The following is a 12,578-nucleotide window of genomic DNA, read 5'->3' on the forward strand; positions in this document are numbered from 1 at the left end:
TGGGAGCCATCGGGATTCCGATGCCTCGTATCGCGTGGCCCATTGGTTCCCGTGGGCTCACCCGGTCTAGCGTCGACGGCGTGAGCGCCGCGGCGGGTCGTCGCGGCGGGGACCGCACCACCGGAGCCACTGGAGGCACCCACCATGGCCGACATCCTGTTCGTCCTGACCGGCTCGGACGTCTGGACGCTGAACGACGGCACCAAGCACCCGACCGGCTTCTGGGCGGAGGAGGCCGTCGTCCCGTACCAGGCCTTCACCGTCGCCGGCCACCGGGTCACCGTCGCCACCCCGGGCGGCGTCGTCCCGGTCGCCGACCGGGCCAGCCTGACCGACCCGGGGATCGCCAGGGCGCTGGAGGGGATCGACGAGATCCGCCGGCCGCTGGTGCTGGCCGAGGTCGACCAGGCCGACTACGACGCCGTCTTCTACCCCGGCGGCCACGGCCCGATGGAGGACCTGGCGGTCGACGACGACTCCGGCCGGCTGCTGACCGCCGCGCTGGCCTCCGGCCGTCCGCTCGGCGTGGTCTGCCACGGCCCGGCCGCGCTGCTCGCCGCCCGCACCGAGGACGGCGGCTCGCCGTTCGCCGGGTACCGGCTGACCGGCTTCACCAACGCCGAGGAGACCCAGGCCGGCCTCGCGGACCGCGCGCCCTGGCTGCTCCAGGACCGGCTGGTCGCCCTCGGCGCGGACTACGAGGAGGGCGAGGCCTGGGCGCCGCACTCGGTCGTCGACCGCAACCTGGTGACCGGTCAGAACCCGGCCTCCTCCGCCCTGGTGGCCGCCGGGCTGCTGAAGCTGCTGCAGGCGTAGCGGCGGCAGCCCCGGACCGACCCCGGACCGCCCCGGACGGACGAGCGGGGGTCCGTACGTGCGCGTCGTACCGTACGTACCCACCGATCGCCCGTCCGGGTGGTGTGTCCGGGACAGGCTCCGCAGACGCCGACGGGGGCGGAGGCCGCCCGCGAGCATACGGCCATGATCACGCTACGCCGTACCACCGTCGCCGCGGTCGCCGCCTGCGCCGCACTGGTCGCACCGCTGCTCCCCGCCGCCGCCCAGGCCGCACCGCTGCCCGCCGCCCGGATCGTGCGCGACGCCGCCGAGCACCGGGTGGACGCCTACCTGGACAGCGTCCGCAACGACCCGGAGGCGCTGCGGCGCTTCCTCTACCAGCTGCCCAAGGGCGGCGACCTGCACAACCACCTCTCCGGAGCCGCCTCCACCGAACTGCTGATCCGGCTCGCCACCGAGGACGGGCTCTGCATCGACACCGCGACCCTCACGGCGCAGGAGGGGCCGTGTTCGGCGACCGCCCGGCCGGCCGCCGACGCGGAGTCCGACCCGGAGTTCCGTCAGCAGGTGATCCGGGCCTGGTCGATGCAGGACTTCGTGCCCGGCGCCGAGTCCGGGCACGACCACTTCTTCGCCACCTTCGTCAAGTTCGGCGAGGCCAGCTGGCGCCACCCGGGCCGGATGCTCGCCGAGGTCACCGACAACATGGCGGACCAGCAGCAGGGCTACCTGGAGACCATGCTCACCCCGGCCTCGGTGAGCGGCTCGGCGCTCGCCGCCAAGGTCGGCTTCGACCCGGACTTCGCGGCGATGCGCGAGAAGCTGCTCGCCGACGGCGGCATGGCGAAGGTCGTCGCCGACGCCCGCGCCGAGGCCGACCGGATGTTCGCCGAGTACCAGGACACCGAGAACTGCGACTCCGACCGGCCGGCCAAGGGCTGCTCCGTCACCGTCCGGCTCATCTCCCAGGCCTCGCGCACCTCGACGCCCGCCCGGGTGTTCACCCAGCTGATGCTCGGCATGGAACTGGCCGGCCAGGACGACCGGTTCGTCGCGGTCAACCTCGTCCAGCCGGAGGACGCCCCGGCCTCGCTGGAGAACTACGACCTGCAGATGCGGATGCTGGACTTCCTGCACCCGCTCTACCCGAAGGCCCACATCACCCTGCACGCCGGTGAGTTGGTCCCCGGCCTGGTCAAGCCCGAGGACCTGCGCTTCCATATCCGGGAGGCCGTGCTGACCGGCCACGCCGAGCGGATCGGCCACGGCGTGGACGTCGTGCACGAGGACGACTCCGCGGAGCTGCTGAACACCCTGGCCGAGCGGCACACCCTGATCGAGGTGCCGCTGACCAGCAACGAGCAGATCCTCCAGGTCTCCGGCCCGGACCACCCGTTCCCGCTCTACCGGCGGCACGGGGTGCCGACCGCCCTGGCCACCGACGACCCCGGGGTCTCGCGCGGCGACATCACCGAGGAGTACCAGAAGGCCACCACCCGCTACGCGCTGGGCTACCGGGACCTGAAGAACCTGGCCCGCACCTCGCTGGAGTACGGCTTCCTGTCCGGCCGCAGCCTCTGGCAGGACCGGGACCGCTTCGAGCCCGTGCCGGAGTGCGCGTCCGACGTGCTCGGCGGTGACCACCCGAGCGCGGGGTGCGAGGCGCTGCTGGCGGCCAGCCCCAAGGCCGAGCAGGAGTGGCAGCAGGAGTGCGGCTTCCGGGAGTTCGAGGCGGCCGTGCGCCGGAACGACATCTGACCGCCACCCACCGGGGCGCCTCCTGCTGCCGGGCCTGCGTCAGCCGAGGTCGCAGGCGGTCAGGGGGTGCCCCGCCCAGATCCGGCGGGCGGCCTGTTCGGGGTAGCGGACGGTCTCCGAGCGGACGTCCAGGACACGAGTGAGCTGCTCCTCCGGATCGAAGGCGGGCCACCCCGGGTCGCCGGTGGTGGCGAACCGGACCCAGGCCTCCTGCAGCTCGCACGAGACCCGGACGGCCTCCGGGGAGGGCAGGTCGCCGAGGAAGTGCCGGGCCGTGGGGCTGCCCAGGGTGCCGAACGCCAGCGGGAGGTCAAGACCGTGGCAGGCGCCGAACGCGCCGCCCGCCGCGGGGGCGGGGAAGGCCAGCTCGAACAGGTACGAGGTGCCGCCGACCGCGGCGTTGGCCTCGGCCAGCCGGAGGGACGGCATCCGGAAGAGGGCGTCGGAGCCGACCGCCTCGAGGAGGTCCGAGGCCGTGGCCCCCGGGTACGCAGCGCGGTAGTCGTCCGGCCCGGTCGGCGCCGGGGCGGACAGCTCCAGGGCGAGGCGGGCCTCCTCCTCGGTGAAGGTGCCGTGCCGGCCGGTGAGGACGCTGAACAGCCGGAACTCGTCGCGGGTGTGACCGGCCAGCAGGTCGATGCCGTCGGCGCGGCCCGAGGCGAGGACGGACCAGGGCGGGCCGGTCAGCAGCTCGCCGTCGACGACCGGGACGGTGGCGATGCCGGCCTGGGCGAGCCGCCCCCAGCGTGCGAGGTGCTGCGGGAGCGCCGTACCGAGGTCGGTGACCGCCGCAGCCAGGCGCCAGGGGTCGACCTCGGCGAAGGCGGCGGCGGTGGGGGCGGTGCCGAGCAGCTTCGCGAGCTCCGCGGTGACCTCGGCGGCCAGCGCCGCGGTGCACAGGCGGCCCGGCACGCTGTGGGTGACGGCCCGCCGGAACAGGCCGCGCGCCGCGTCCACGGTGAGCAGCGCGGCGATCGAGCCGGCGCCCGCGGACTGGCCGGCGACGGTCACCCGGTCCGGGTCGCCGCCGAACCCGGCGACGTTGTGCCGCACCCACTCCAGGGCCGCGATCTGGTCGAGGAAGCCCCGGTTGGCCGGTGCGCCCTCCAGCAGCGCGAAACCCTCCGCGCCCACCCGGTAGTTGACGCTCACCACGACCAGTCCGGCGCGGGCGAGCTCGACCGGGTCGTACAGCGGGTCGTTGGCGGTGCCCGAGATGTACCCGCCGCCGTGGATCCAGACCAGGACCGGCAGCCCCGCCCGGTCCGGGTGCGGGGTGCAGACGTTGAGCGTGAGCCAGTCGGTGCCCTCCGACCGCTGCGCGGGCAGCGGACCGGACTGCGGGACGACCGGGCCGAACTCGAACGCCTCACGGACGCCGTCCCAGGGCTCGGGCGGTTCGGGGGCGGCGAAGCGGAGCGGTCCGACCGGCGGCCGGGCGTACGGGATGCCGCGGAAGACCGCGAGCCCCCGGTCCAGGAAGCCGCGGACGGTCCCCCCGGTGGTGCGGGCGACGGGCTGCGTGAGCATGTGGACACTCCTCCCTCGGAATGCCGCCCGCGAGGTGCCGCGGGCGGTGCTGGTCGAGATGCTGCCACCGCGCGCCTCCGCGCGGGCGGCGAATCGGACGCGTGCGACGGCCGCGTCGGGGCTCGGAGGGGCCGGGTCGGGGCTCGGAGCAGGGCGGTCGGCGCTCGGAACACCAGGTTGAGGGTGCTGGGGGTGCTGGGGGCGCTGGGGGCGTCGGGGGCGGAGGCGCCGACGGCGTGGCAGGCTACCCGGGTAGCACCGCAGCCCGCGACCAGGAGCACCACCATGGACCGACCCGCCACCTTCCGCCTCGACGCCACCGACTTCGGACACCCGGCGGGCATCCTGGCCGCCGCCGAGCGGGCCGAACGCCGGGGCATGGACCGGCTGGTGGTCGCCGAGACCGCGTACGACCCGTTCCTCCAGCTCGCCCGCGCCGCCGACCGGACCACGTCGATCGAACTCGCCACCGGCATCGCGGTGGCCTTCGCCCGCACCCCGATGACCCTGGCCTACCAGGCCTGGGGGCTGCACGCGGCCTCCGGCGGACGGGCCGTCATCGGGCTGGGCTCGCAGGTGAAGCCGCACATCGAGAAGCGCTTCGGGATGCCCTGGGACCGGCCGGCCGCCCGGATGCGCGAGTACGTGCACGCGGTGCGGGCGATCTGGCACAGCTGGCAGACCGGTGAACGGCTGCGCTTCCGGGGCGAGTTCTACACCCACACGGTGATGACGCCGGTCTTCTCGCCGGACCCGGTCCCGGCCGGGGTGCCGAGGATCCTGCTGGCGGGCGTCGGGCCGCTGATGACCCGCACCGCCGGCGCGGTGGCCGACGGCTTTCTGAGCCACCCGTTCTCCTCCACCGCCTACCTGGCCGAGCAGGTGCTGCCCGGGGTGCGCGAGGAGCGGGCGCGGGCCGAGGCGGAGGGCGCGGTGTGGACGCAGCGGCCGTTCGAGATCGTCGGCAACGTGCTCACCGCCACCGGCCGCACCGAGGAGGAGCTGGCGGCCAACCGGGCCGCGACCCGCGAGCGGCTCGCGTTCTACGCCTCCACGCCCGCCTACCGACCGGTGCTGGCGCAGCACGGCTGGGAGGGACTGCAGGAGGAACTGCACGCCCACTCGGTGCGCGGGCGCTGGGCGGAGATGGCCGCGCTGGTCGACGACGAGGTGTTCGACACCTTCGCGGTGTCCGGGCCGGTCGAGGAGGTTGCCCGGGAGATCCGCCGCCGGTACGCGGGCCTGGTCACCCGGCTCTCGGTCAGCCAGCACGAGAACGCCGATCCGGAGCTGGGGCTGGACGTCCTGGCGGCGGTGCGCGCCCTGGACTGATGCGCGGGTGCGGCCGCCCGTCCCCGCCCCGCCGGCCGTCCCGGCTGGTCCCTCCCGCTGTCCCCGGCTGGTCCCTCCCGCCGGCCTCGGCGGTTTCCGCTCGTAGCCCCCCGGTGGTTGTCGCCCGTAGTCGGACGGAAAAGGGTGCTCTGTGAACGCAACAGGCGCTCGACCGGGCAACGGATGATCAAGTCCGGGCAGATTCGTGCAACAGGTTTCCGGTGGTGAGGGCGGGAGGCAGGATCGCGATGGCAGGCCGGGCCGTGCGACGAGGCGTGGAGCTCCGGGCCTGTCATGTCTTGGCCATCCATTCCCCGGCCAGCCGCTGCCGATCGTGGGGGTGCCCCCGTGTCCTTGTCCGACGACCTTCCGGCCGACTACGACCTGGCGGAGTGCTGGGACCCCGTCGAGGCCGACGAGGCCGACGAGTTGGCCGACCCGGACGAGTTCCTGCGCGTCTGCGCCGAGCTGACCGGATTCGACGTGCCCGAGCTGCGCGCCACCGGCATGGCGGACGAGCACCACCGCACCGTGCTGGCCCACCGGGTCCGCGACGAGCATGCCCTCGTCCACCTCTGGTACGTCGGCGCCTGGCCCGGTGAGGCGCCCAGCTCCGCCCGCGCCCACGACCAGGGCCTGGTCTGGCGGACCTTCCGCGCCACCCCGCCCGGCGCCGCCGCGCCCGGGCACGGCAGCTGGGCCGAGGCACCCCCGGGCGGGACACCCACGGCCGGGCACCCCCGGGCCGGGGCGCCCCGAGGCGGAGAGGGCCGATGAGCGCGCGCTGGGACGCCGTCGTGGTCGGCGCGGGCTTCGCCGGTTCGCTGGTCGCCCACCGCCTCGGCGCGCAGGGCTGGCGGGTGCTCGTCCTGGAGGCCGGACGGGCCGCGCCCACCGGAGCCGAGACCTCCGCCGCCCACCGCGCGGCCGGCGGCGGCCCGCCCACCTCGCCCTACCCGCACAGCCCCGAGGCGCCGTCACCCGACGTCACCGACCTCACCGGACTGCCGGGCGGCGGCTTCACCGCCACCGGCCACCTCCGCCAGTACGGGCCGCTGCCCTACGCCAGCGGCTACCTGCGCGCCAACGGCGGCACCGGCCTGCTCTGGACCGGACTCACTCCCCGCATGCACCCCGAGGACTTCCGCACCGGCGACCTCGGGCACGGCCGCAACTGGCCGATCGGCTACCACGACCTGGAGCCGCACTACCGCGCCGCCGAGCGCGAACTCGGCGTCGCCGCCGACGCCGAGGAGCAGCGCAGCGCCGTCGGACTGCCCATCCCGGACGACTACGCCTTCCCGATGCGCGCCATCCCCGCCAGCTTCCTCGACCGGCAGCTCGCCGACGCCCTCGACGGCCGCACCGTCCGCGACCCCGCCGTGCCCGGCCCCGCCCGACTCTCCGTCACCGCGACCCCGCACGCCCGCAACGGGACACCGACCCGCCCCGGCTCCGCCGAGGGACCGCTCTGCGCGGGCAGCGCCGGCTGCGTCCCGGCCTGCCCGACCGGCGCCAAGTACACCCCGCTGCGCACCCAGGCCCGCTGGGCGGCCGGGGTCGAACTGCGCACCGAGGCCGTCGTCAGCCGGGTGCTCGCCGACCCGCGGACCGGACGGGCCGGGGCCGTCGAGTACCGGTCCGCCGGCGTCACCCACCGGGTGGAGGCGGACCTGGTGGTGCTCGCCGCGCACGCGATCGAGAACGCCCGGCTGCTGCTCCTGTCCGGCCTGGCCAACGGCAGCGACCAGGTCGGGCGCAACCTCATGGACCACCCGGCCCTGCTGACCTGGGGCCTGATGCCCCGCCCGGTCGGCCCCTACCGGGGACCGGGCTCCACCAGCGGCCTGGAGGCCTTCCGCTTCGGTCCGGGCCGCGACCGCCGGGCGCCGTTCCGGATCGAGATCGGCAACTGGGGCTGGTCCTGGGCCGGCCGGGCGCCGGAGGCGGAGGCCGCCGCGCTGCTCGCCGGCGGACTGCGCGGCAAGGAACTGCGCGAGCGCCTCGGTGACCGGCTCGGCCGTCAGTTCTCGCTCCAGTTCGAGCTGGAGCAGCCCGCGGACCCGGCCAACCGGGTCACCCTCGACCCGGAGCGCCGGGACCCGCTCGGCCTCCCCGCCCCGGCCGTCCGCTACGACCTCTCCGACTACGTCCGCGAGGGCATGGCCTCCGCCCGGGCCGTCTCCGACCAGCTCTTCGCCGTGCTGGGTGCCGAGGACCACACCGCCTACCCGGCGGAGGGCTGGCCCGGTCGGCTCGAACACCGGGGAGCCGTCCACGGCTACCGGGGCGCGGGCCACGCCGGCGGCACCCACATCATGGGCGACTCGCCCGCCACCTCCGTGGTCGACCACTGGCAGCGCTGCTGGGAGCACCCCAACCTGTACGCCGTCGGCTGCGGCTCGATGCCCTCCCTCGGCACCTCCAACCCGTCGCTCACCATGGCCGCGCTCGCACTGCGCAGCGCCGAGCGGATGCACCGGGACCTCCTGGAGCTGCACCGGCCCGCCCCGGTGACGTCCCCGGTCCCCTCCTTCCGTACCCCCGAACCTCCTTCGTCCCCGGAGACCTCATGACCGGCCTGCCGCTGCCGCCCGTACCTGAGCCGTACCACCTGCCGTTCCACTACGGTGCGCTGCACAACATCGGTGTCGACTACCTGGTCGACCGTGAGCGGGCGCGCGAACTGCTCGGCAAGCGCCACCCCGGGCTGAACGTCGCCGCCTTCGACGGCGGGGCCTGCGTGTCGCTCAACTACCAGCTCTACTTCGCCCAGTACCCGAACGGCGGCGGCATCACCCAGGAGCTGGAGATCAACCTGATCGCCCACCCGGTGTTCGCCGAGGACCGGATCCCGGTGGTCAACTACGGCCAGTACGCCCGGGGTTACGACCAGACCAAACTGCTCGGCATCGCCCGACTGCACGTGCTCTGCGACAACCCGCTGGCCATCGACGCCGGGCGCCGGCTCTACGCCGAGCCCAAGCACCCGGGCTGGTTCGAGACCACGCTGCCCTCCCTCAACGCGCCCGCCGTGCGCGAACGCTGGGCCGTCACCTGCCGCCGCGCCACCCTCGGGCCCGACGGGCTGGACCGCCAGGACGAGGAACTCCTCGCCCTGGACGTGAACCTGGTCGGCCTCACCCCCGAAACGGTCAACAACACCCCGATCACCGGCTACGGCACCGACGAGGAGGGCAAGCTGCTCGCCGGTCCGCTCAACGTGTACCAGCCCTACCGCTACTACGCCCTGGACGACCGCACCGCCGAGCGCGTCCGGCTCGACCTCGGCAACCCCGCCGAGGAGTCCGCCCGCGACCTCGCCCACCTGATCGCCGACGCCCCGGCCGCCGGGGTCTGGACCTACCAGTCCCCGCCGGTCGCCGCCCACAACCGGGCCTACTACGTCCGGTGACCGCCGAGCGCTTCACTCCCGGGAGCACCGCCGTCCGCCGGGACATCGCCTACGGCCGGGTCTGGACGGCCATGCCGTACACCGTCCTCGCGGACGACGGCACCACCCTGACCCTGACCGCCCGCCCCGGCACCGCGATGCTGGCCCCGTCGAGCTGGACCACCTCGCGGCGGGCGGGCGATGTCGCGGTCCGCAAGCGCGGCATCGACGACCTCGCCGCCGGCCAGTGGGAACTCGACCACTGGATCTGGCGCGACACCGTGGTGCTCAGCCGGTTCGTCGCCGGCGAGCCGTACAGCGTGCACCGCTTCCTGACGCCCGAGGGCCGGCCGTTGCGCTGGTACGTCAACTTCGAGCGTCCCCACCGGCGGACGGCCATCGGCATCGACACCCTCGACCTCTTTCTGGACCTGGTGATCACCCCCGATCTGACGACGCACACCTGGAAGGACGAGGACGAGTACGCCCAGGCCAGGCGCCTCGGTCTGATCGACGAGGCCACCCACCGTCAGGTGGAGCGTGCCCGTGAGGCCGCCCTCTCCCAACTCCTCGACCGCAGCGGACCGTTCGCCCCGGCTCCGGACGCCTGGACGATGCCGCTCCCTGGCTCGCTGCCCGTCCTGTCGGCCGCGACCCTCAGCACCCCTGCGGGGTGAGTCCGCGGGCCTGCTAGGGTCACGCCTCGACATGGACGACACCAAGCCGACGGGCACCGCGGACCCGACGGGCACCGTGGACACGGCAGGCACCGCGGCGAGCGCCTCGGTGAACGCCGCGGACGCGATGGACGCGATGGACGCGATGGACGACATCGAGGCTCTCAACCACCTGCACGACGGCGGAGACTACCGGCGGCTGGCCGAACGGACCTCGAACCCGGACGTGTTGCGCCGGCTGGCCCAGGGCTTGTACCCGTTCGTCTGGCACGCGATTGCCAGGAACGCCGCCACGCCCACCGACCTGCTGGTCTCGCTGTCCGTCCGGCGCAACACCACCTCGAACGAGAACCAACTGCTCGAACTGATCGCCGCCCACCCCGCCCTCACAGGCGAGGCGTTGGACGGGTTCATCGATCTCCTGGCCGTGCGGCTGAGGGAGGACGCGCGCCCCTACGCGGCGGTGCTGGAACTGGCCCGGAGGCCGGAGCCCAATGCCGAGCGGCTGCACTGGCTGGCGCACCTGCCCGGGGCCTCGGCCCGGCTGCGCCGGGGAGTCACCCGGGCGTTGGCGGCACGCCCGGACCGGTGAGCGCGGCCGGCGCCTGCCCGTCGGCCTGCTGCGCGACGGGCCGACCCGCGGCTGCGGCCGGTGCCGGTGCCCGGGACCAGCGCCCGGCGAGGACCGTTCCGACCACCAGCTGCAGTTGGTGGTAGAGCATCAGCGGCAGCACCATCAGCCCCGCCTGCGACCCGAACAGGACGGTGGCCATCGGCAGGCCGCTGGCCAGGCTCTTCTGCGAACCGCACAGCACTGCCGCGATGCTCGCGGACCGGTCGAGCCCCAGCAGGTGCGCCCCGAGCGCGGTGGCCGCCAGAGCGGCGGCGAGCAGGGCGAGCAGCACCGCGACGAGCCCGAGCAGGGCGGCCGGCGTGGCCAGGCGCCAGATGCCCTGGACCACCGCCGCGCTGAACGCCGTGTAGACCACGAGCAGGATCGAACCGCGGTCCACCGGCGTCAGCGCCCGTTTGTGGCGGGCCAGCAGTCCGCCGATCCACGGCCGCAGCACCTGCCCCAGCAGGAACGGAGCGAGGAGCTGCAGCCCGATCCGCAGCAGTCCGTCGGCGGACAGCTCGGTGTGCGAGCCCAACAGCCGGGCCGCCAGCAGCGGGGTGAGGACCAGCCCCGCCAGGCTGGAGTAGGTGCCCGCACAGATCGCCGCCGGGACGTTGCCCCCGGCGGCGCCGGTGAGCGCCACCGAGGACTGCACCGTCGAGGGCACCAGGCAGAGGAACAGCACCCCGGTCTGCAGCTGCCCGCTCAGCGGCACCGGGGTGAGCAGCGCGGTGGCGAGCCCGAACAGCGGGAAGAGGACGAAGGTGGCGGCCAGGACCAGCCCGTGCAACCGCAGGTGTCGCAGACCGGTCAGCGTCTCGCGGGTCGAGAGCCGGGCGCCGTAGAGGAAGAACAGCAGTGCCACCGCGAGGTCGCAGACCGCCTCGGCGACCCGCGCCGCTCCGCCCGAGGCCGGGAACAGCGCGGCCAGGCCGACCGTCCCGGCCAACGCCGCCACGTACGGATCGAGCCACCGGGGCACCGGCACGCGCACGCCCGGCCCGTGCCGGCGCCGGCCGCACCGGCTCTGGCCGAACCGGTTCTGCCCGGGCGGTCGCTCCGGCTGGTCCGAGTGTGTCGGACGGTCGGTCACGGACCGCCCCCCGTCACCTGGCGGCGTGCGGGCCCGGCCGACGGCGCCGGACCCAGGAGGCCGCCTACCAGCGAGCCCGCGCCGTCGTGGTCACTGCCCGCCGAGCCGCTGCCGTTCTGGAGATTGGCCGTCCGGTCGACCTCCAGCCACGAGTCGGCGTTGGAGTTGTCCACGACGGAGATCAGGGAGCCGCCTGCCGCCGCGGGTGCGGCGCCGGCCGCGAGCAGGGCGCACGCTCCGGCCACCCCCAGCGCACCGGCCCGCAGGACGGCCGCCGTCGAGGGCGGTGCGGGCCCGCGCCGCCCCGCCCTCATGCCGTCACCGCCGTCAGCCCCCGGGAGCGGGAGATGTTCCGCTCCAGCAGCTCGGTGGACTCCCGCACGCCGATCTGCCGGTTCTCCCCGGCGGACGCGGGCAGCCGCCCGTCGGCGACCTTCAGGCCGGCCAGCGCCTCCTCCATCGCCCGGTGCGCGGCGAACAGGCACGGCGTGCTGTAGATGGCCACGTCCACCCCCAGCTCCGTCAGCTCCGAGAGCGACAGCCGGGGGGACTTGCCGCCGGCGATCTGGTTGAACAGCAGCGGCTTGTCGCCGACCACCGCGCGGATCCGGCGGATCCACTCCTCGCTGCGCACGCCGTCGACCAGCACCACGTCCGCGTCCGTGGCGGCCAGCGCCCGGGCGCGGCGCAGGATGTCGTCCTCCTCGGTGGCGTCCGTCCGGGCGACGACCACGAGGTCCGTCCGGTTGGCGAGGACGAGCTCCAGCTTCTCCAGGTACTCCTCCAGCGGGAGGACCTGCTTGCCGTCCGCGTGCCCGCAACGGCGCGGCCGCTTCTGGTCCTCCAGGATCACGCCCGAGGCGCCGATGCGTTCGAGCCGGCGCACCACGTGGCAGGCCACCTCGGGATCGACGTAGCCGTCGTCGATGTCGACCAGGAGGTGGTGCCGGGGGAACGCGCCGCGCAGCCGCTCGACGAAGCCGACCATGTCCGGCCAGGCGATGAAGCCGATGTCGGGCAGCCCGTAGTAGGAGGCCGCGAAGCCGAACCCGGAGACGAACATGCCGTCGTAGTGTTCGGCCGCGATCGAGGCCGAGTACATGTCGTAGACGCCGATCAGGGGCGTGGTGCCGGCGCCCGCGATCTCCGCCCGGAGCCGCTGCCCGGGGGTGCCCGCCGTCGTGGTTCCGTGGAACAAGGCCTTCTCCTCACCTGGGATGACTTTGCCTGAACTTGGTGTCCGCTAGACCAAACTGAGGTGTCATCACTATGCGCCCTTTAATGTTCCGTGGGCAAATCTTTAAAGGAGATTCCCCCGTTGGAGTGAATGGATGGTGACAATAGGAATGTCGTAAAAGGCGTCACGTCTCACATGGTCGT

The 12,578-nt window shown here is 74.2% G+C and carries 12 protein-coding genes; 8 read left to right on the forward strand and 4 right to left on the reverse strand.

The window, feature by feature from the left end; all coding sequences use genetic code 11:
• Positions 1–144: 144 nt before the first annotated feature.
• Complete coding sequence (locus ABTY56_RS01765) at positions 145–816, forward strand: type 1 glutamine amidotransferase domain-containing protein (protein WP_350625412.1); 672 nt, start codon at positions 145–147, stop codon at positions 814–816.
• A 165-nt stretch (positions 817–981) separates the two neighbouring features.
• Positions 982–2,556: an adenosine deaminase family protein gene (locus ABTY56_RS01770; RefSeq protein WP_350625414.1), complete on the forward strand. Its 1,575-nt coding sequence runs from the start codon at positions 982–984 to the stop codon at positions 2,554–2,556.
• Between the two features lie 39 nt (positions 2,557–2,595).
• Here the strand turns inward: ABTY56_RS01770 and ABTY56_RS01775 are convergent, their stop codons facing one another.
• Entirely contained in the window at positions 2,596–4,086 is a 1,491-nt protein-coding gene (locus ABTY56_RS01775) for a carboxylesterase/lipase family protein (protein ID WP_350625416.1), read from the reverse strand.
• Between the two features lie 285 nt (positions 4,087–4,371).
• On the opposite strand from ABTY56_RS01775, the gene ABTY56_RS01780 reads away from it, so the two are divergent.
• From ABTY56_RS01780 to ABTY56_RS01805, 6 genes are all read left to right on the forward strand, one after another.
• Positions 4,372–5,418: a TIGR03617 family F420-dependent LLM class oxidoreductase gene (locus tag ABTY56_RS01780; RefSeq protein ID WP_350625418.1), complete on the forward strand. Its 1,047-nt coding sequence runs from the start codon at positions 4,372–4,374 to the stop codon at positions 5,416–5,418.
• Positions 5,419–5,766: 348 nt separating this feature from the next.
• The gene (locus tag ABTY56_RS01785) at positions 5,767–6,195 is read left to right on the forward strand and encodes a hypothetical protein (protein WP_350625420.1); all 429 of its coding nucleotides are present in this window, start codon (positions 5,767–5,769) and stop codon (positions 6,193–6,195) included.
• On the forward strand, positions 6,192–7,994 hold the full coding sequence (locus ABTY56_RS01790; RefSeq protein ID WP_350625422.1) for a GMC family oxidoreductase: 1,803 nt from the start codon (positions 6,192–6,194) through the stop codon (positions 7,992–7,994). Before ABTY56_RS01785 ends, ABTY56_RS01790 begins: the two co-directional genes overlap by 4 nt.
• On the forward strand, positions 7,991–8,833 hold the full coding sequence (locus ABTY56_RS01795; RefSeq protein ID WP_350625424.1) for a hypothetical protein: 843 nt from the start codon (positions 7,991–7,993) through the stop codon (positions 8,831–8,833). The genes ABTY56_RS01790 and ABTY56_RS01795 overlap by 4 nt, the downstream gene beginning before the upstream one ends.
• Positions 8,830–9,489 (forward strand): ribonuclease FAU-1 family protein, encoded by a 660-nt coding sequence (locus ABTY56_RS01800; RefSeq protein WP_350625426.1) that lies wholly within the window; start codon positions 8,830–8,832, stop codon positions 9,487–9,489. Before ABTY56_RS01795 ends, ABTY56_RS01800 begins: the two co-directional genes overlap by 4 nt.
• A 31-nt stretch (positions 9,490–9,520) precedes the next feature.
• A complete protein-coding gene (locus ABTY56_RS01805; RefSeq protein ID WP_350625428.1) occupies positions 9,521–10,081 on the forward strand; it encodes a hypothetical protein in 561 nt (186 codons plus the stop codon).
• On the opposite strand, the gene ABTY56_RS01810 is transcribed toward ABTY56_RS01805, so the two are convergent.
• From ABTY56_RS01810 to ABTY56_RS01820, 3 genes are all read right to left on the reverse strand, one after another.
• A complete protein-coding gene (locus tag ABTY56_RS01810) occupies positions 10,047–11,099 on the reverse strand; it encodes a bile acid:sodium symporter family protein (RefSeq protein WP_350625430.1) in 1,053 nt (350 codons plus the stop codon). The genes ABTY56_RS01805 and ABTY56_RS01810 overlap by 35 nt on opposite strands.
• A gap of 95 nt (positions 11,100–11,194) precedes the next feature.
• On the reverse strand, positions 11,195–11,512 hold the full coding sequence (locus ABTY56_RS01815) for a hypothetical protein (protein ID WP_350625432.1): 318 nt from the start codon (positions 11,510–11,512) through the stop codon (positions 11,195–11,197).
• Positions 11,509–12,396 carry an isocitrate lyase/PEP mutase family protein gene (locus ABTY56_RS01820; protein WP_502893005.1) on the reverse strand — a complete coding sequence of 296 codons (888 nt, stop codon included), beginning with the start codon at positions 12,394–12,396 and terminating at the stop codon, positions 11,509–11,511. Before ABTY56_RS01820 ends, ABTY56_RS01815 begins: the two co-directional genes overlap by 4 nt.
• Between the last annotated feature and the right edge of the window lie 182 nt (positions 12,397–12,578).

The sequence above is a fragment of the Kitasatospora sp. NPDC097691 genome (assembly GCF_040302665.1).
In the GTDB taxonomy this organism is placed as follows: Bacteria; Actinomycetota; Actinomycetes; order Streptomycetales; family Streptomycetaceae; genus Kitasatospora.